The sequence below is a fragment of the Aquimarina longa SW024 genome, from assembly GCF_001401755.1.
In the GTDB taxonomy this organism is placed as follows: Bacteria; Bacteroidota; Bacteroidia; order Flavobacteriales; family Flavobacteriaceae; genus Aquimarina; species Aquimarina longa.
Genome location: NZ_KQ474101.1, coordinates 273,592 through 292,297 on the forward strand (window position 1 = coordinate 273,592; position 18,706 = coordinate 292,297).

Consider the following 18,706-nt stretch of genomic DNA (forward strand, 5'->3'; position numbering starts at 1 on the left):
AAAATTGTAAAAGAAGAAAAGAATTATTCTTGTATGTGTATATAGTTCTCTTATAGATGTCATTTACACTATGAATTTATTATAATAAATTCATAGTGTAAATGGTATTATACTTATTTTTGCGCTTAATTTTTTAAAGATGAAATACCAAAGATTAACTAAAGAGCAGTTAGAGGAATTGCATATTGAGTTTATTAATTTTCTAGCCACGCAATCAATTACATCAGATGAGTGGGATGATATAAAAATAAATAAACCACAAATAGCTGAAGATGAGGTTGACGTTTTTAGTGATTTAGTATGGGAAAAAGTACTTACTAATGCACAATATCTTGAGCATTTCTCAAAGGATCAGATACATTTATTTGAATTGTTAGAAAATGAGATGTGTCTTATTGCTATAAAAGTTAATAATACTACTATTGATATTACAACAAGAGAGGGGTATCAATGGCTACAAGATAACTTATTAAATGATGAGGTGGTATTTTATAATGCTACTAAAGAATATAGTACTGATAAGAATTTAGATAAATTTGCTTTAATTCAAAAAGGTGCAAATATAACTAAAGGAGACTTGTATCATTATTTTAATAAATTGATTAAAGATAGGAGGTAATGATTTGAGACATAGGGATTAATTGATAAGATATAAATTCTACTCATATCGTAAGGATTCAATAGGATCTTGTTTAGCTGCTTTTAGCGCAGGATATAGTCCAGAAACAATGGCTATAATAAAAGAAATTGTGGTAGCTGCAATTATGGCTAACCAAGGGGTACTGAATGAGAAATTTAGTACTGCAGAAATTCCTCCACCAATCAAAACTCCTAGAATAATCCCTATAAGACCACCAATCTGTCCAATAATGACGGTTTCCATAAAAAATTGACCTGCTATAGTGTGCTTTTTTGCTCCTAGAGCTTTTCTAACTCCAATTTCACGAGTCCGTTCAGTAACAGAAACTAACATAATATTCATTAGTGCAATCGATGACCCTAGAATAGTAATGATGCTAATAATCCAAGCAGCATAATATAGATAAACAGTTATACTACTTATTCGGTTTAATAAATCATCACTACGTTCAAGCCCAAAATTATTTTCTTCTATAGGGTTTAATCTTCTAATGTTTCTAAAAGTGATAATAGCCTCTTCTTGAGATCCATTAAGAAATTGTTTATCATTTACTTTTACATTAATGTTATAATTAATATTAGGGAGTGTATAGATTGATCGCGCTAATTGTAATGGAATAAGAACTTTTAGATCTTGATTGTTTCTAAAAGTAGCTCCTTTACTTTTTAGAATACCTATAATTTTAAATTTGACACCTCTTATACTTATTGTCTTGCCTATTGGTTTAGTGTTTTTAAACAAATTTTTTTTAAAATCTGGTCCAATTAGGCATACATGATTATTGTTTTCTATGTCAAAAAAAGTAAAATTTCGACCAACATCAATTTCGGTTCCAGTATTTTCTAAATAATTTTCATTAATTCCAACAACAACAACCTCGGGATCAGTTTTTTCATTTTCATATGTTACTTCAGCATTACGAGTTCCTGTAAAATGAATGGCAGTTTTTGAAAAAGGATAACTAAATTTCTTTTTGAACTCTTTGGCATTGCGATAGCTAATTATAGGATTAATCTTACTTCTATCTCTATTATTTCTGGTATTAAACTCATATCGTTGAATGTTAAAAGTATTAGCTCCCATCGAAGCAAAATCTCCAGAAATAGTGTTCTCTAAAGCTCCGACTAGTGTAAGTATTCCAACTAATGAGGTTATTCCAATAGCAATAATTAAAACTGTTAGAATGGTTCGTAAAACCTGACCCTTTATAGAATCTATTGCGATTCTGATATTTTCTCTAAAAAGTGAAAACATAAATAGTTTTTGATAGTGTATTTTTATATATGACTACAAAACGTCCTTAAAGTTACTTAAAAAACTGATTTTTTATTCGTATTATTAAAGGGCTTTAGAGTTTTTTTAGATATTTGCATCCCTGATTGTTAATAGTATGTTGTAGTTAGAAGATGATTGTAAGTTTTAATATTTGACTATCAGTTAATTAACTGTATAAATTACTGTAATGGCACAAAAACCAACTATACCTAAAGGAACACGTGATTTTTCTCCTGTAGAGGTAACAAAGAGAAATTATATTGTCGATACTATTAGAGAGCAATTCAGAATATTTGGTTTTCAACCTATTGAGACACCTAGTTTTGAAAATAGCGAAACCCTAATGGGAAAGTATGGAGAAGAAGGAGATCGATTAATTTTTAAAATACTGAATAGTGGCGATTACCTAAACAAAGTAGATGATGCTTTGTATGCTAGTAAGGATAGTAGTAAAATGATTTCTAAAATTAGCGAGAAAGCGCTTCGCTATGATCTTACAGTACCTTTTGCTCGATATGTAGTACAACATCAAAATGAAATTGATTTTCCTTTTAAGAGGTTTCAAATTCAGCCCGTTTGGCGAGCAGATAGACCTCAAAAAGGGAGGTTTAGAGAATTTTATCAATGTGATGCAGATGTTGTAGGGAGTACATCTTTATTCCAAGAGGTAGACTTTATTAAATTATACGATAGTGTTTTTACAAAATTAAATCTTAAGGGAGTAACTATTAAGATGAATAATCGTAAAATACTTTCTGGGATTGCAGAAGTGATAGGAGCTAGTGATAAATTGATAGACTTTACAGTAGCATTAGATAAGCTAGATAAAATAGGAGAAGAAGGAGTGAAAAAAGAAATGCTTACAAAGGGCATTTCGGAAGAAGCTATCGAAAAAGTAAAGCCATTGTTTGATTTTACAGGAACGACACCTCAAAAAATAGATAAATTGAGAAACATGCTAGCTCTTTCTAAAGAAGGTATGCAAGGAGTAGAAGAATTACAATTTATTGTTAATCTTATAAAAGAAATTCCTTTAGAAACAGCAATTTTAGACCTAGATGTTACTTTAGCTAGGGGCTTAAATTACTATACAGGAGCAATTTTTGAAGTATCTGCACCAAAAACAGTAGCAATGGGATCTATTGGAGGAGGAGGAAGATATGATGATTTAACAGGAATTTTTGGATTAAAAGATATTAGTGGTGTAGGGATTTCTTTTGGATTAGATAGGATTTATCTAGTTCTCGAAGAATTAAAGTTATTCCCTGAGACAATTACTACTTCTACCAAAGCACTATTTATAAACTTTGGAGAAGAAGAAGCATTGTATTGTTTAAAAGCAGTTAATATGCTTAGAAATCATCAAATAACAGCAGAGCTATATCCTGATAATGCTAAGATGAAGAAACAGATGGGGTATGCTAATAAAAGATCCATTCCGTATGTAGTTCTTGCTGGGACATCAGAAATGAGTAATAAAACGTATACTGTTAAGGATATGCAATCAGGTGCTCAGAATGAAATGAATTTTGAAGAATTAAATTTTTTTTTGAAATAGTTCTTTAATTTAACTCTTTGTTGTAGAATACATAGTCAAAAACCAATATAAAAATGCTGATGTAATCAGCTTTATCTTAAAATCAAAATTATGAGAAAACCTATTTTAACCATTTTTGTTTGTACACTATTATTATCAGTAATTTCTTGTAAAAAAGATCCAAAATCAGATGCTTTGGATGTTGTAGAAGAAGTTCAGGATTCAACAAAAGTTGCTGTTGAAGAAGTTGTAGAAGAAGTAAAACCTAAAGTAAAGAAAAAGAAAAAGGTTACAGGAAAAAGAGATGGAAAAAAAGAATTTGAAAGAACAAATAAATTAATCCCTATACCAGGAACTTCTGGTCATACAAGTAATCCTGACACTAGAAAATATATCAAAGATTATGAAAGATATGTAGCAAATTATAAAAAAGCTGTAGAAGCTAAAGACATGGATTCTTTTCTTAGATTAAGTGACGCGAGTAGTGACCTTAGTCGTCAGTACAATGCTCTAATGACTAAGTTGCCTGGTGAAGAAATCGAGAAACTAAGTGAATATATGCAGGTGAAATCAGACCAATTGACAAAACTAGCAGAAAAGATGTAATTTTTTTATACACTTATTTGTATGAGGAGGCTGTCTGAAAAGGCAGTCTTTTTTTATTTGTTTAAAAGTGTTTTGGTTTTTATCTTTCGATATGAACCAAAATGCTATTTTAAATTCGTTGTCATACTTTGTAGTCATAATTCAGATGTAATGTTATAAGCTGTATTTTTTATCCTGATAAAAGTAGGCACTCCAAAATTATTTTATTTCGGATCGCGCAAGCGTTTTGTAAAATAGGATTAAACATGTAAGTTGTAAAAATGTTCAGGTACATCTTTCAAAACTTGAAGATAATTTGTTTTTAAGTTTACAAGATGATGAAAAAGATTTTGATAAGTTAGAAGCTAAGAAAATTAGCCTTTAAAATATGGAAAGGAGAACCTAAACGCTAGGAAGGGAATTTCCTTTAGAAAGCCAGATTGATGAAGGAATTAAACTAACCATAAAAATTGCATTATAGATGAAAAATGCCATCATCATAGTTTATGACTATATTTTAATAGTGAATGTGTTAGAGTGTTTGATAGTCAAAGAGATATCTTTTTTGAAAAACTTAAAATTAAAATTAGTAGGGCTAACAGTTTATACTATTAGAAGCGAGTATGTTGATTAACTTTTAAAATTAACTACAGACTAAAAATCCATATTACAGGTGTGTTTTTTAAAATACTTTCCATTCTTTTTTATGATATCTGAGTTACTGACACACATGTATCTGAATTGACAGGATTTGCATTTTTCAATTTGATCGTTCGTTATAAAATACCTCTCTTGAAATTTTGGTTTAGTGATGATTTCTGATATCTTATTTTCCTTGATATTTCCATATACCTTAGTGTGCGATAAGTAATTTTTAATAGAGCCATCCGTATCTATGCATACTTTTCTATGTAATCCTGAATTAAAGTGTCTGGATTCATAGTACATTGAATGCGAGATTGTGAATAGACTTGGGTCATACACTTCTTTTGTATTAGCATGAACCTGCTCCCCAGTAAATACTATTTTTTTATTAAACTCATCAGAAATATTTATTTGTTTCTTTTCTTTAGAAGTATGTACAACAATAATTACATTGGGATATTCTTTACAGATTGTTATTAATTGTTCTTCTGATATCAAAGAATAGTAGCATACATAAACTTCACAAATTTTTATAGAACTTCCTTTTAGTGGAGACAAACTATTAAATAATTTATCCATATCATAAGGATCATAAATCCTAATTTGTAATAATTGGCAGGAAAGTCTATCCAACTGTTTAAGTACTTCAGGAAGATCATAATTTGTAGTCGTATTTATAGCCAAAACAGAAGAAATTATCTTATAAGGGCTATAAAATATATCTTCTGGTTTTCTAAATGGTTTAGGATCTTTAGTGTAAAAACCATATTGATTATCTACCAAAAACTGAAAATATTCTTTGATTCCTTGATCATATTGATGATCAAATTTTTTCATTATTTCGTGTATTGTAAACCTCTGTAAATCTATAGAAAGGATGTCGTGCAAAAGATTCGGAATTTCTAAATACGTTCCTTTATCTAAATCCATTATAATACTAACTTTAGTACCGTTAACTGGTACACAAGATGGAAAAAGTAAAAAATAGGTATTAGTCATTTTCCTTAATTGACAAAATATTCGAATTAGGTTTATAGAAGTCTAAAATTGAACCTTCACCTCTATATTTTTTCATATAGATAAAACGTTTTGAGTTATTTTTTTTACTTTGATGTGAAATAGATATCTTATGTAAATCATAAGAAATAGATGGGTGTTCTGGTATCGAAATTAAATCTTTATATTTTTCTGAATCATCAATCATTTTTTTTCTTTTTTGTTTAGTAAAAACTCTGCTATTTTCTTATGTAGGTAGTAGTTGCCAAAGATAGAAACATCACCATACTGTCCTACCGGATTAATTTCTAAGAAAAAACAATCTCCTTCCACAGATTTTATAAAATCAATTGCTCCAAAATTCAAATTTAGCTTATTCATAAGTACATTTATTTTTTCTTCAGTAGAAGCATCTAATTTATAGGGAAAATAGCGGGTAGGTTCATTAGCATCTCTATTACGCATGTCAATTTTTGTTTGTTCATTAAGTTGACTGAATATAGCCGTAGAGTAGCATTCTCCATTTATATAAATTGTTCTAATCTCATATTCCTTTTCAATATATTCCTGAAATAAGGAGGGAGCAAAAATATCAGGCTTATCATCTAATTCCTCTAATAATTGAGTCATTTGGTAAATAAATAAGTATTCGTCCTTTTCAAGTTCGTAATGATGATCTCGCATCACTTCATGTATAGGTTTAGTTATAATTTTTTGATTACAATCCCTTAAAAAATGTATTAACTCTTCCTTAGAATTGGTGATTAAGGTTTTGGGAACTAACAATCCTATCTTTTGTGCTTCTTGTAATACTATAGGTTTATTAAGTTCATTGATTTTAAAAGAACCAAAATGATGTCCTTCGCTTAGCTTATAACCTATAAAATCCCAAAAAACTCTAAATCTTTGATAAATAGTATAATCCAACTTCTCTCTAGGGTAGGCACCTTGATATTCGTATTCTTGCAGAAAATGATCACAATTTTTGTAAGGCCGCCTAAACCAAGTCGTAGCCGTATTAATTTGTGACTGTTTGTAAACCTTAGAAGAATTAGAAAAACCTTTTCCTCCAAAAGTAAAAGAAAAGGTTTTATCATTGTATATAAAAAGATCCTTATTTTCTGTAGGACCAATAAACTTTTCAAATGATTGATCATAATAAGCTAACCAATCGATAACTCTATTAACTGAGAAATCCGTTTTTTCAGAAAATATGAGATGTTTCATTTAATGCTTATAATAATATATTATTATAATATTATGAATCTGAGTTCTTTAATTTATTAGGATCAGGTGGAAAAAGAGATCCATGATCACCACCAATTACACTTAAACCACACCAATATTGAAGAGATTTACCCTGTTTGTTAACTAAGATTGCTCCTTTTTGATTTTCTAGGCTTTTTGCTAAACTGTCAATGCTTTTTTTACTTTTCATAATTACATTTTAAGATTAACTCAAATATAATAATTAAAATAGAAATTATCTTTACGAACTATTTAATGGTTTCATGAATGAAAAACCCGTTAGTTGCGAAACAGTTTATATTGATAAGCTTAATATTAAAACTAGGGTTGTATTCACTTTTTATATAATTAAAAATGGTTATTATGGATGAATAGGATTTATATTTCAGTGGATTGTTATAAATCACATAATGTTTCTTATGACTTAGTAATACTGTACTATCATATTTGCATGACATATCATAATTATGATAGAATGATACTAATTAGGAGTGTAATTATGTCTACATCGGAACGTGCTACGTTTACATTAGAACCAGAGAATCATGCTTTCTTCAGAAAATAGGCGGGGATACTAAAAGTGTTTAATTAATGAGCTATTAAAGCGTAAAGTACTTAAAGAAGTTATTCTCAGGGCAAACATTGAAGAGGCTGAGGATTCCGAACATCAGGCTGAAATAGCTTTATGGGATGTTACCTTAGCAGATGGGTTGAATGATTAATGGCCAAACATCTCGATATTTATTGGATAGACCTTGAGCCAAGTTAGGGGGCATGAAACACAAAAAAAACGCCCTTGCGTTGTGCTCTAAGCTAGTATTTTAAATAAAAGAACAGTGACAATACTTGAAGCTCCTTTAATGCTAGGTCACAAAGGTTGACCATTTACAATTAATATTGAGCCAAGTGGTAAGAACGGTTTAGATATAGAGTGTCACAGAAACCTAAAGCAAAATCTTTGAATTATGGTACAACGAGTACATAGTAATGATTTAAAAATAATCATTATAGAGCTTTTACAATCAGGTCGGAGTTTAAAAGAGCTGATTGAGAAATATGATCTGGATAGAAGTATGATTGTTGTACATAAAATAAAAAAGCCGACTCGTTAAAGTCAGCTTTATTTTGATAATCTTAGTAGCGAGAGGGGGGCACGATCCCCCGACCTCCGGGTTATGAATCCGACGCTCTAACCAACTGAGCTACCTCGCCATATCTCTATTATAAGCTATCTTTATTAGCTTTTTATAACCTTACACTTTAATAGTGTTCCTAAGGAGGGTGCAAATATAAAAACAAAATGGAATGTGGCAAACAATAATGGATAATTAATTTTTTTTTCATTGTCCTTTTAAAGTCGGTAATTAATCTATATATTGGCTTATCAACAATTAATGATATGTCTGAAAAAACAAAATATGAAATTGAATTTGTGGTACAATCATCACCACAGCTATTATACCAATATATATCTACACCATCAGGACTCTCAGAATGGTTTGCTGATAACGTGAACTCTAGGGGAGAGTTATTTACATTTATCTGGGATGATTCTGAGGAGGAAGCAAAGCTATTAAGTAAGAAAAGTGGTGAACGAGTGAAATTTAGATGGTCAGAAGATGATGATAATGGAGATGATTATTTCTTCGAAATGCGTATTCAGGTAGACGAAATAACAAAAGATGTTTCCCTTATGATTACTGATTACTCCGAAGATGATGAAATTGATGAAAATAAAATGCTTTGGGATAATATGGTTAGTAATCTTAAACATGTGTTGGGCTCAGCATAATTCTTTTTTTAAATATAAATTTATACACTCATAAAGGTTAATTTATGAGTCTTTTTTTATGATTAACATCAACGGAAATATAGTAGCAAGCGATAAAGCAGTATTAGCAATTGATAACAGAGGATATGCATACGGAGACGCTCTATTTGAAACTATAAGAATTAATTCTGGAGTACTTTTATTCTGGGAAGATCATTATTTTAGATTAATGGCTTCTATGCGCCTCTTAAGGATGCAGATCCCTATGAAGTTTACTCCAGAATTTTTGGAGAAAGAGATTATAGATATCATTACAGCAAATGGTAATATGAATTCTTCAGTAAGAGTTAAGCTGATGATTCATAGAGTTTCTGGAGGATTATATACACCTATTTCTAATGAGGTAGAATATAGTATAACTGTAGCTAATCTACAATCAAATTTTTATACAATTGAAGATCAGGAATATGAAGTTACTCTTTATAAAGATCATTATGTTTCTACAGATTTGTTGTCAACTTTAAAATCAAATAATAAATTAGTCAATATTCTAGGAGGAATTTTTGCTAAAGATAATAATTTTGATAATTGCTTATTAGTTAATTCTAATAAGATGATTGTCGAAGCTCTTAATGGAAATTTATTTATCGTAAAAGGAAATACAATAAAAACTCCTCCTTTAGCTGATGGATGTTTAAAAGGAGTTCTTAGAACTCAATTATTACGAATTTTAGAGAAATTTCCGGACTATCAGATAGAAGAAGCTTCTATTTCTCCGTTTGAATTACAAAAAGCAGATGAGTTATTTATAACTAACGTTATAATAGGTATATTACCTATTACAAAATTCAGGAAAAAAAATTATGATTCTAAAGTAAGTAGAAGATTATTAGGAGTGTTAAATACAAGAATAAGATTAGGGAATTAATTGTATGCAGGATTTTCTGGGGCATTAGACCAAAGTACATATTCTCCTCCTAATTCTATCATTTTTTCTTTCCAGAAAGTATCATATGATTTTCCAAAAATATTCTTTTTGTAATTGTTTTCTACAATTACCCAAGAATTGGCTTTTAACTCTTCATTAAGTTGTTTGGAATCCCATCCAGAGTACCCTAAAAAAAAGCGAATTTCATTAGGAGTAATTTTGTCATCTAAAATAAGTTTAGATACAATAGTAAAATCTCCTCCCCAATAAATCCCACTAGATATCTCTACGCTATTAGGTATTAGATCAGGTATTTTGTGTATAAAATATAGGTTGTCTTGTTCAACAGGACCACCGTTATATATTTTAAATTCTACTTCAATTTCTGGCACAAGGTCTGCAAGAAAATACTCAAGAGGTTTATTCATTATAAACCCGATAGAACCTTGATCACTATGATCTGCCAAAAGAACTACCGAACGATTAAACGATACATCTCCTATAATCGATGGTTCAGCAACTAACAAATGTCCTTTTGAAGGTTGAAGTGATATCATACTTGCAATTTTGTTTATCTTAAATCTAAAAAAAATATTTGTTAAAAACAAAGTAGTTACTCATTTTTTTTGAATAAAAAGTATAAAAAAACTCCCATATATGGGAGTTTTTAGATAATATCGAAAACGAACTGATTAGTTTACTGAACTTGATAAATCAGCACCAGCCTTAAACTTAACAACATTTTTAGCAGCAATTTTGATAGTCTTTCCTGTTTGTGGGTTTCTACCTTCTCTTGCAGCTCTTTCAGAAACTGACCAAGATCCAAATCCTACTAAAGAAACACGTCCTCCTTTTTTAAGAGTACCTTCAACGTTTCCTAGGAAAGATTCTAAGGCCTTTTTAGCCGCTGCTTTTGTAATTCCAGCATCAGCTGCCATTGCATCGATTAATTCTGTTTTGTTCATAATTCTATTTTTAAATTAAATTGTTGGTTAAACCAATCTTATATGTTAAACGCTCTACAAATTTATACGGATTTATCATTCGTGCAAGGATTAGCCCAGTAAATACAAGGATTTGTTGATAACTCAATATGATTGTTAATAAAACTGTATGTTTTTTTCCATTTATTTCTAAATCCTTGATATTGCTTGGTTTTAGAGCATTTTTGCATCTCTATAAAAAACGTAACCATTTAATAAAGCTTTAGACTCCATTGCTTTTTTTCCAGGGAGTTGAAGTTTATTTATAATAAGATATCCATTTTTTACAGCTACTTTTATCATGGTATCTTCAATAATAATTTTTCCAACTTCATGATTATGAGTTTCTTCAATTGGTTGTGCGGTATAGATTTTTACATTTTCAAAGGAGTTTTTATTATATAATTGACACCAAGCTGTAGGATAAGGACTTAAACCCCTAATTAGATTATAAATCGTATAGATATCATCTTTCCAATTAATTTTAGTGTTTTCACGATTTAATTTATAAGCTGTTTTAAAAGCCGTATCTTTTGGTTGAGGTTTTACGATTACCGAATCATTTTCTATCGCTTTGATAGTTTCTAAGACTAGCTTAGCGCCTTTTGTCATGAGTTGATCATGTAATACTCCTGCAGTATCATTATAGTGTATTTCAACCTCTTTTTGAAAAATAAGATGACCGGTATCTATTTTTTCATCAATAAAAAAAGTAGTGATTCCTGTTTTTTGTTCTCCATTAATAATGGCCCAATTTATCGGCGCAGCACCTCGATAATCTGGTAATAGAGAAGCGTGCAAATTAAAAGTACCATATTCTGGCATATTCCAAACTACCTTTGGGAGCATCCTAAAAGCTACAACTATAGCTAGGTTTATCTTTAAAGATGTTAATTCTTCAATAAAAGATTCATCTTTTAAATTCGTGGGCTGAAGAATTTTTAAATGCTTCGACTCAGCATATTCTTTAACAGCTGATGCTTTAAGTTTTCTACCTCTTCCGGCAGGTTTGTCTGGAGCGGTAACAACACCAACTACAGTATATTTATGCTCTATTATGGTTTTTAAGGTTTCAACAGCAAAATCTGGAGTACCCATAAACAGGATTCGTATGTCTCTCATTATTTCTTATACTAATTGATAGTTGTTATCATGATTGATTTTTATAATTTGACGCTCATTCATTTCTTGTAATACTTTTAATGTCAATTTTTCAGGATATGATAATTGCATTAGTAAATCTCTTGAAGTTAAGTTTTTTACTTTTAATAGTCTAATAATATCTTCTTGGATCTTTTGAGGATCGATATGTTTAGTGGTTTTGTCTTTATTGATACAGAAGCTGCAAATGCCACAGTCTTTAGTATCTTGCTCTCCAAAATATAAAAGAAGTTGTGTACTCTTGCAGACAGTATTATTTTCTGTGTATTGTAATATAGCATCTACCTTTTTTATTTTTGCAGTATTTTGTTTTACTAGATGGTGTTTAATACGATTGATGGTATGATCATCTTCTCGAGGAACTAAAAAAATAACTTCAGCATCAGATATACTGTACTTAAATTCTAACAAATTGGCTTCTTGTAATTTATTGAGAGTGGTGACTATTTCTTTTTCAGATTTACCTATTTTTGAAGCAATTAAAGGTATATTAATAATCACTTCATCATCAAAAATGCCTCCATAAGTTCTTAAAATAGCTTTTATAATAGTCTGATTTTTAGGATTATTTTCTAAGAAGTCTAAAACATGACTTCCGGTTGATAACATATGGATACTACTTTTTTTAGTAAAAAGTTGTATAAACCGAATAACACCACAACGATCAAGAAATTGAAGAACATTATAAGTTGTTAATGTATTTAAGTTATAGGTTTTACAAAACATATTAAAGCCAAAATCATGGACTGTTTGCTCTCCTTCGCCATATGATATTCTAAAATAATTACATAATTTTCGATATACTAACTTTACAGTATCTGTATTAGGTAGTACCTTAATGAATTGATTATGCAATCGTTGGTTGTCATTTTTGTTTTTTAAAAGAAAAGCAAGAGATAGCACTCCATCACGACCAGCTCTACCGGCTTCTTGAAAATAACTTTCGATACTTTCGGGAATTGTATAATGTATTACGGTACGCACATTGGGTTTATCAATTCCCATTCCAAAGGCATTTGTTGCGACCATAACTCTAATTTCTTCATTTAACCACTTATTAAAACGCTTAGTTTTTTCTTGGCGATCTACACCTCCATGATAATACGTAGTTACATATCCACTAGCATTAAGAAAATCACTTAGCTCTACTGCAGATTTTCTATTTCGTACATAAACAATTGAACTCCCAGAATGTGTGTGTAAAATCTGTGTAAGCCTATAATTTTTGTCTATTACATCTTCAACTCTATACCCTAAGTTGGCTCTAAAAAATGATTGTTTAAATACTTTAGGTTGAAAAAGATCTAATTCTTTAATAATATCATTAACCACATCTGTAGTAGCAGAAGCAGTTAAAGCAATCATTGGTACTGAGGGATGAATTCTTCTAAGAATTTCTATTTTTTTATAAGATGGTCTAAAATCATTTCCCCATTGCGAAATACAATGTGCCTCGTCCACAGCAATAAGATTGATATCCATTTTTTTTAATCGCTCTTGTACAATATCTTGCTGAAGGCGTTCTGGAGAAAGATATAAGAACTTATAATTCCCATAAATACAGTTGTCAAGTAACGTATCTAGTTCAGAATATTTGATTCCGCTAGGTAGTGCAATTGCTTTTATATTTTTTTGTTGAAGGTTTTTTACTTGATCTTGCATTAGTGCAACTAATGGTGAGATAACAATACAAATACCTTTATTTAACAAAGCAGGAACTTGAAAACATATTGATTTCCCTCCACCAGTTGGTAAAAGAGCAAAAGTGTCTTCTCGATCAAGTACTGCTGAGATAATATCCTCCTGAAGCGGTCTGAAATTTTTGTGATTCCAAAATTGTTGCAATATTTTAAGAGGAGGGTTTATCAAATCATTTTATATTTTTAAAAATAAAATCATAGCGTTCTTTTATAGTTCCAAAAGGAACTTCTATGCATTTGTATTCAAATTCAGTATAAATCTCTAATAAGTGATGATGAATTTCTTTTGCTTGTTCAAAACTTTCATATCGTTCATCATCAGATACATATATATCTTCCCATGGAGGTAATAAAAAAACTTGATCATATGTATGATCTTTACAAGCAGTTATAAATTGGTTGTCATAAGATTGATTAAAATAATTCATATATGCTAGCACATCTGGGATACCTCTGTCATAAAATGTAATTTCTTTTCTTTTGAATGCCGCTTCTTTAAACTGATTGATTCTACCATTTAGAATTTGTGTATTAAACTGATAAGGATCAGATACAGATATTATTGGGTTAGAAACAATAGGGGTACAGTCATTGCTTTTCTGAGCTTCCTGAGTCATACTTCGTATAATCTCATGAAAACAGAAAAAATTTGCTTCTTCAATTTTATTGATGACCGAGGTTTTTCCTGTTCCTGGTCCTCCGGTGATTACAATTCTTTTATTTATCAAAGGAATAGTTTTGATGCAAATCTCGGAATTATAAAAGGATTTTGAAAATCATATTACTAGAAGTATAAAGGTCTGTTAAAATTGAAGTAAGAAAATATTTTTTTTGCTAACTTTATTAGCAATCGATACATGATTGCTTTATTTAGACTAGTTAAAAACAAATCTTTAAAAACATAAAAGTCATGCCAGTTTATAATTTAAAAGTTAATGGTCAATCTCATACTGTTGAGGTAGATCAGGATACACCTCTTCTGTGGGTGTTAAGAGATCACCTCGACATGGTTGGTACTAAATTTGGCTGTGGTATTGGTCAATGTGGTGCATGTACTATACATTTAGATGGTTCTGCTACTAGAAGTTGTTTACTTCAGGTTTCTATGGTAAAAAACATGGAAATAACTACAATCGAAGGCTTATCTGAGGATGCTTCACATCCTGTTCAGCAAGCTTGGAAAGAAGTAGATGTGCCACAATGTGGATATTGTCAGGCAGGTCAAATGATGTCTGCAGTTGCTTTTATTAAACAAAATAAGAATCCAAATAAGATAGAGATTAGAAATGCAATGAGTGGTAACATTTGTAGATGTGCTGCATATAATAGAATAGAAAAAGCAGTGGAAGTAGCCGCCAGTAAAATGAGTTAACCCATATAAATTTTTGAACACATGAAAAAAAATATATCACCTTCATTCAGTAGAAGGTCATTTATAAAAACATCAGCATTAGTTGGTGGTGGAATGTTAATAGGGTTTAATTTATTTCAGGCATGTAAACCTGAAACGGTACCACCTGTTGATATTTCTCAATTAAATTTTAATGATTTTAATGCCTTTATCAAGATAGCAGATAATGGTATGGTAACTATTTTTTCTCCTAATCCAGAAATAGGGCAAGGTGTTAAGACTTCTATGCCAATGCTTATAGCAGAGGAATTAGATGTGTCGTGGAATAATGTTATTGTAGCTCAAGGGGCATTAGATACTAAGAATTTTACTAGGCAAGTAGCTGGAGGAAGCCAATCTCTTAGGCAAGGTTGGGAACCGTTACGCCAAACAGGAGCTACCGCCAGACAAATGTTGATTAATGCGGCAGCAAACAAATGGGGAGTAAGTGCATCAGAATGTAAGACAGAAAATGGGGTTATAATTAATAGTAATGGAGATAAACTAGGATATGGCGAAGTAGTTAAAGAAGCAGTAACGCTTCCTATACCAGAAAAAATAGTACTTAAAAACCCTAAAGAATTTAAGATTATAGGGAAAGATATTCCTAATGTAGATATCGATAAAATTATTACAGGAAAATCACTCTACGGAATGGATTATAAAGAAGAAATGATGCTGTATGCATCAGTACTAAGACCTCCAGCTTTTGGAAAAAAACTGATAGATTTTGATGATACTTCGGTAAAAGCTATTTCAGGAGTGAAAGATGTAGTTAAGTTTGGAGATAAGATTGCGGTCTTGGCAAAAGATACTTGGACAGCAATGAAAGGAAAAAAAGCTTTAAAAGCAAACTGGACATCTGATTCTAAACTAGAAAATACAGAAGATCATGATAAAATATTGATTAATCTTCTTAATGGACAAGAATTTAACACATTACGTGCAGATGGAGATGTTAAAAAAGCATTTGCAGAAGCAGATCAAGTGATAGAAAGAATATATGAATCTCCATTTTTACCCCATAATTGTATGGAACCTATGAATTTCTTTGCAGATGTTACAGCAGAGAAAGTTCGTCTGGTAGGCCCCATACAGACACCTGCGGGTACGGCACGTAGAGTTGCACAATTATTAGGTCGAGACCCAGATAGTGTTTCTGTAGAGATGACTAGAATGGGAGGAGGGTTTGGTAGACGCTTATATGGAGATTTTGCCTTAGAAGCAGCAGAAATATCAAGTATAGCTAAAGCCCCTGTAAAAGTAGTATACTCTAGAGAAGATGATATGTCTGCAGGAATATATCGACCAGCTATAAAATATAAAATTAGTGCAGCTATAAAAGAAGGAGAGATCACTGGATATCACCTTAAAGAAGCCTCTATTAACTCAAATATGTATGGGTTGATTCCAAATTTTTTCCCGGCAGGTGCGATTAAAAATTACCAAGTAGATGTGGCAAGTTATCAAAGTGAGATAACAACAGGAGCATGGAGAGCTCCATATACTAATTTTTTATCTTTTGCTGAACAAAGTTTCTTTGATGAATTGGCAGAATTGATAGAGGTAGACTGTATTCAATTACGTTTAGATTTACTTCAAAAAGTTAAAGGAACTACTGATGAAAAGATTCAATACTCTCCTGAACGATTAGAGAATGTAATCAAAGTAGCTGTTGATAAATCTGGGTGGAAAAATACAAAAGAAGGAGTATATCAAGGGTTTAGTGCATACTATTGCCATAATACACATGTAGCCGAAGTAGCAGATGTAATAGTAGAGGATGATATGCCTGTAGTTAAAAAAATTACCTGTGTGGTGGATTGTGGGATTGTGGTTAATCCACTAGGAGCCAAAAATCAGATCGAAGGAGGTATTATTGATGGAGTAGGACATGCGATGTATGGAGATTTTTCATTTACAGATGGGGAACCACAAGACAAAAATTTTGATACCTATCGTTTAATACGAATTAATGAAACTCCAATAGTCGAAACTCATTTTATAGAAAGTAATATTGCTCCAACAGGATTAGGAGAACCCACTTTGCCTCCAGCAGGAGCAGCTGTAGCTAATGCAATTAAAGCATCCAAAGGGATACGATTGTATAAGCAACCGTTTATTAAACATATAAAAGCCAAAGAATTATTAGGGTAACATCTATATGACACACGAATTCAAAGAAATAATTACATCTTATGGTAAAGCCAGACAAATAGGGATACCTGCTGTTATGGCTACTGTAGTAGATGTAGAAGGTTCTTCTTACAGAAGACCAGGGGTAGGAATGTTACTACTTCAAAATGGAAAAATGGTAGGAGCTGTCAGTGGAGGGTGTGTTGAGAAAGAAATACTACGTCAGGCACAGCATGTATTCGCATCAGGAGAATCAAGAATGATGATTTACGATGGTAAATATAGGTTAGGATGTGAGGGAGTATTATATATATTGATTGAAATTTTTGAGATTAATGATGCAGGAATAGTTACAATACAGGAATATCTAAACCGTAGAATACCATTTGAAATTAAATCATGGTATTCAAAAGAAGAAGGAAGAACGTCTAATATGGGATCTGTAATTCAGTTTAATAAAGAACTTATATTTTCTTTTTCTCAACAAAATGAATTTGATACTACTTTAACTAATTTTAAAAGAGAAATACAACCTTGTTTTAGACTAATAATTATAGGAACAGAACATGATGCTACAGTATTATGCCAGTTGGCGTCAGTAACGGGATGGGAGGTTATTGTGATAGGATCTCCTACAACACCTAATCGATTAGAAGATTTTCCTGGAGCAAAAGAAATGATACATAGCTCACCCGAAGATTTAAATAGTAATAGTATTGATGTAGATGATCAAACAGCAATTATACTGATGTCTCATAATTTTGCTAAAGATATGCTGTATCTTCAAGCTATAAGAGAAACCAGTCCATTATATGTAGGGCTTCTTGGTCCTGCAAAGCGTAGAGAAAAATTGCTTTCTGCTCTTATAGAATATTTCCCAGAGGTATCTGAATCGTTTTTAGATTCGGTACATGGTCCCGCAGGATTAAATTTAGGATCAGAAACTCCGCAGGAAATTGCTATTTCTATTATTGCAGAAATTCTATCGGTTATAAGAGGGCAAGATCCTATACCATTATATGAAAAGAAAGGAGCTATCCATGATATTGTTCCTAAGTTAAAAAAAGAAAGTGTTGCCGCCAAAAAAGCCTAAAATAGCACATTTGATCCTTGCTGCAGGTTCTTCAACTAGAATGAGAGAACCAAAGCAACTATTGCCATGGGGAGATACCACTATGATTGGATACGCTATAGAACAAGCACTACTGATAAAAGATACTTCAGTTTATGTAGTTTTAGGAGCATATTATGATGCTATATACAAAGAAGTGAATCATTTTCCGATAACGATTTTTAAAAATATAGATTGGCAATCTGGCATGGGATCTACAATACGTTGTGGAATACAGGGAATTTTAAAAGATGATTTACAATACGATGTAGTTTTGATTTCATTAGTAGATCAACCCTTATTAGGAGCGGTACATTATGCTTCGATGATTACTCAATTTTGTAATCATTCTAATACTATTATTGTTGCTACAGCTCTTGGAGAACGAGTAGGAGTCCCTGCGATGATACCTATAACATATTTTGATGAATTAACAGAGTTAAAGGCTGATTATGGAGCACGATATATTATCAAAGAAAATAGTACGATAGTAAAAACAATTTCAGTAGCTGATAAAGGTTTGGATATAGATACAATAGAAGAATACCATAGCGTATTGAATACTAATTTTTCTTCTTAAAAAAAGAGTGGGAGTATTCA

Annotated in this window: 20 protein-coding genes and 1 tRNA gene; 10 read left to right on the forward strand and 11 right to left on the reverse strand. The window is 31.1% G+C overall.

Going from position 1 to position 18,706, the window contains the following annotated elements:
- Nucleotides 1-139: 139 nt before the first annotated feature.
- Entirely contained in the window at nt 140-619 is a 480-nt protein-coding gene (locus N456_RS15500; protein ID WP_062059218.1) for a DUF6495 family protein, read from the forward strand.
- Between the two features lie 39 nt (nt 620-658).
- On the opposite strand, the gene N456_RS15505 is transcribed toward N456_RS15500, so the two are convergent.
- Entirely contained in the window at nt 659-1,894 is a 1,236-nt protein-coding gene (locus N456_RS15505) for an ABC transporter permease (protein WP_062059223.1), read from the reverse strand.
- 208 nt (nt 1,895-2,102) lie between these two features.
- Here N456_RS15505 and hisS point away from each other — a divergent pair, with 208 nt between their 5' ends.
- Nucleotides 2,103-3,473, forward strand: a complete 1,371-nt coding sequence (gene hisS, locus N456_RS15510) for a histidine--tRNA ligase (protein ID WP_062059226.1) — start codon at nt 2,103-2,105, stop codon at nt 3,471-3,473.
- 90 nt (nt 3,474-3,563) lie between these two features.
- Nucleotides 3,564-4,058 (forward strand): hypothetical protein, encoded by a 495-nt coding sequence (locus N456_RS15515; RefSeq protein WP_062059229.1) that lies wholly within the window; start codon nt 3,564-3,566, stop codon nt 4,056-4,058.
- A 633-nt stretch (nt 4,059-4,691) separates the two neighbouring features.
- Here N456_RS15515 and N456_RS15520 read toward each other — a convergent pair.
- From N456_RS15520 to N456_RS15535, 4 genes are read right to left on the reverse strand one after another with little or no spacing between them, the layout of a single operon-like run.
- Nucleotides 4,692-5,681, reverse strand: coding sequence for an SPASM domain-containing protein (locus N456_RS15520; RefSeq protein ID WP_062059232.1), 990 nt, complete (start codon nt 5,679-5,681; stop codon nt 4,692-4,694).
- Nucleotides 5,674-5,886, reverse strand: a complete 213-nt coding sequence (locus N456_RS15525) for a hypothetical protein (protein ID WP_062059235.1) — start codon at nt 5,884-5,886, stop codon at nt 5,674-5,676. The genes N456_RS15520 and N456_RS15525 overlap by 8 nt, the downstream gene beginning before the upstream one ends.
- Nucleotides 5,883-6,905: an ATP-grasp domain-containing protein gene (locus N456_RS15530; protein ID WP_062059238.1), complete on the reverse strand. Its 1,023-nt coding sequence runs from the start codon at nt 6,903-6,905 to the stop codon at nt 5,883-5,885. The genes N456_RS15525 and N456_RS15530 overlap by 4 nt, the downstream gene beginning before the upstream one ends.
- 31 nt (nt 6,906-6,936) lie before the next feature.
- The gene (locus tag N456_RS15535; RefSeq protein ID WP_062059240.1) at nt 6,937-7,116 is read right to left on the reverse strand and encodes a hypothetical protein; all 180 of its coding nucleotides are present in this window, start codon (nt 7,114-7,116) and stop codon (nt 6,937-6,939) included.
- 775 nt (nt 7,117-7,891) lie between these two features.
- Here N456_RS15535 and N456_RS24545 point away from each other — a divergent pair.
- On the forward strand, nt 7,892-8,038 hold the full coding sequence (locus N456_RS24545; RefSeq protein WP_158447908.1) for a hypothetical protein: 147 nt from the start codon (nt 7,892-7,894) through the stop codon (nt 8,036-8,038).
- Between the two features lie 26 nt (nt 8,039-8,064).
- On the opposite strand, the gene N456_RS15540 is transcribed toward N456_RS24545, so the two are convergent.
- Nucleotides 8,065-8,138 (reverse strand) — tRNA-Met (locus tag N456_RS15540).
- 187 nt (nt 8,139-8,325) lie between these two features.
- Here N456_RS15540 and N456_RS15545 point away from each other — a divergent pair.
- Together N456_RS15545 and N456_RS15550 are read left to right on the forward strand one after the other, a co-directional pair.
- Nucleotides 8,326-8,718, forward strand: a complete 393-nt coding sequence (locus tag N456_RS15545; RefSeq protein ID WP_062059243.1) for an START-like domain-containing protein — start codon at nt 8,326-8,328, stop codon at nt 8,716-8,718.
- Between the two features lie 58 nt (nt 8,719-8,776).
- Nucleotides 8,777-9,625: an aminotransferase class IV gene (locus N456_RS15550; protein ID WP_062059245.1), complete on the forward strand. Its 849-nt coding sequence runs from the start codon at nt 8,777-8,779 to the stop codon at nt 9,623-9,625.
- Here the strand turns inward: N456_RS15550 and N456_RS15555 are convergent.
- From N456_RS15555 to N456_RS15575, 5 genes are all read right to left on the reverse strand, one after another.
- The gene (locus N456_RS15555; RefSeq protein ID WP_062059248.1) at nt 9,622-10,182 is read right to left on the reverse strand and encodes a YqgE/AlgH family protein; all 561 of its coding nucleotides are present in this window, start codon (nt 10,180-10,182) and stop codon (nt 9,622-9,624) included. The two genes, N456_RS15550 and N456_RS15555, sit on opposite strands and share 4 nt — an antisense overlap.
- A 135-nt stretch (nt 10,183-10,317) precedes the next feature.
- On the reverse strand, nt 10,318-10,590 hold the full coding sequence (locus tag N456_RS15560; RefSeq protein WP_025739504.1) for an HU family DNA-binding protein: 273 nt from the start codon (nt 10,588-10,590) through the stop codon (nt 10,318-10,320).
- A gap of 192 nt (nt 10,591-10,782) precedes the next feature.
- On the reverse strand, nt 10,783-11,730 hold the full coding sequence (gene fmt, locus N456_RS15565) for a methionyl-tRNA formyltransferase (RefSeq protein WP_062059251.1): 948 nt from the start codon (nt 11,728-11,730) through the stop codon (nt 10,783-10,785).
- A gap of 6 nt (nt 11,731-11,736) precedes the next feature.
- Entirely contained in the window at nt 11,737-13,638 is a 1,902-nt protein-coding gene (locus tag N456_RS15570) for a RecQ family ATP-dependent DNA helicase (RefSeq protein ID WP_338021426.1), read from the reverse strand.
- Between the two features lies 1 nt (nt 13,639).
- Nucleotides 13,640-14,197 (reverse strand): AAA family ATPase, encoded by a 558-nt coding sequence (locus N456_RS15575; RefSeq protein ID WP_082422556.1) that lies wholly within the window; start codon nt 14,195-14,197, stop codon nt 13,640-13,642.
- Nucleotides 14,198-14,379: 182 nt separating this feature from the next.
- On the opposite strand from N456_RS15575, the gene N456_RS15580 reads away from it, so the two are divergent.
- From N456_RS15580 to N456_RS15595, 4 genes are read left to right on the forward strand one after another with little or no spacing between them, the layout of a single operon-like run.
- On the forward strand, nt 14,380-14,841 hold the full coding sequence (locus N456_RS15580; protein WP_062059257.1) for a (2Fe-2S)-binding protein: 462 nt from the start codon (nt 14,380-14,382) through the stop codon (nt 14,839-14,841).
- Between the two features lie 21 nt (nt 14,842-14,862).
- Nucleotides 14,863-17,016: a xanthine dehydrogenase family protein molybdopterin-binding subunit gene (locus N456_RS15585; RefSeq protein ID WP_062059261.1), complete on the forward strand. Its 2,154-nt coding sequence runs from the start codon at nt 14,863-14,865 to the stop codon at nt 17,014-17,016.
- Between the two features lie 7 nt (nt 17,017-17,023).
- A complete protein-coding gene (locus tag N456_RS15590; protein WP_062059264.1) occupies nt 17,024-18,088 on the forward strand; it encodes an XdhC family protein in 1,065 nt (354 codons plus the stop codon).
- Nucleotides 18,069-18,686, forward strand: coding sequence for a nucleotidyltransferase family protein (locus tag N456_RS15595; RefSeq protein WP_062059267.1), 618 nt, complete (start codon nt 18,069-18,071; stop codon nt 18,684-18,686). Before N456_RS15590 ends, N456_RS15595 begins: the two co-directional genes overlap by 20 nt.
- The last annotated feature ends 20 nt before the right edge of the window (nt 18,687-18,706 follow it).

Bases quoted from the DNA above. Each gene is read 5' to 3' on its own strand.
- N456_RS15560 (WP_025739504.1), bottom strand. From the start codon at position 10,590: ATGAACAAAACAGAATTAATCGATGCAATGGCAGCTGATGCTGGAATT.
- N456_RS15525 (WP_062059235.1), bottom strand. From the start codon at position 5,886: ATGATTGATGATTCAGAAAAATATAAAGATTTAATTTCGATACCAGAA.
- N456_RS15590 (WP_062059264.1), top strand. From the start codon at position 17,024: ATGACACACGAATTCAAAGAAATAATTACATCTTATGGTAAAGCCAGA.
- N456_RS15585 (WP_062059261.1), top strand. From the start codon at position 14,863: ATGAAAAAAAATATATCACCTTCATTCAGTAGAAGGTCATTTATAAAA.
- N456_RS15550 (WP_062059245.1), top strand. From the start codon at position 8,777: ATGATTAACATCAACGGAAATATAGTAGCAAGCGATAAAGCAGTATTA.
- N456_RS15500 (WP_062059218.1), top strand. From the start codon at position 140: ATGAAATACCAAAGATTAACTAAAGAGCAGTTAGAGGAATTGCATATT.
- N456_RS24545 (WP_158447908.1), top strand. From the start codon at position 7,892: ATGGTACAACGAGTACATAGTAATGATTTAAAAATAATCATTATAGAG.
- N456_RS15555 (WP_062059248.1), bottom strand. From the start codon at position 10,182: ATGATATCACTTCAACCTTCAAAAGGACATTTGTTAGTTGCTGAACCA.
- hisS (WP_062059226.1), top strand. From the start codon at position 2,103: ATGGCACAAAAACCAACTATACCTAAAGGAACACGTGATTTTTCTCCT.
- N456_RS15580 (WP_062059257.1), top strand. From the start codon at position 14,380: ATGCCAGTTTATAATTTAAAAGTTAATGGTCAATCTCATACTGTTGAG.
- N456_RS15530 (WP_062059238.1), bottom strand. From the start codon at position 6,905: ATGAAACATCTCATATTTTCTGAAAAAACGGATTTCTCAGTTAATAGA.
- N456_RS15545 (WP_062059243.1), top strand. From the start codon at position 8,326: ATGTCTGAAAAAACAAAATATGAAATTGAATTTGTGGTACAATCATCA.
- fmt (WP_062059251.1), bottom strand. From the start codon at position 11,730: ATGAGAGACATACGAATCCTGTTTATGGGTACTCCAGATTTTGCTGTT.
- N456_RS15535 (WP_062059240.1), bottom strand. From the start codon at position 7,116: ATGAAAAGTAAAAAAAGCATTGACAGTTTAGCAAAAAGCCTAGAAAAT.
- N456_RS15520 (WP_062059232.1), bottom strand. From the start codon at position 5,681: ATGACTAATACCTATTTTTTACTTTTTCCATCTTGTGTACCAGTTAAC.
- N456_RS15515 (WP_062059229.1), top strand. From the start codon at position 3,564: ATGAGAAAACCTATTTTAACCATTTTTGTTTGTACACTATTATTATCA.
- N456_RS15505 (WP_062059223.1), bottom strand. From the start codon at position 1,894: ATGTTTTCACTTTTTAGAGAAAATATCAGAATCGCAATAGATTCTATA.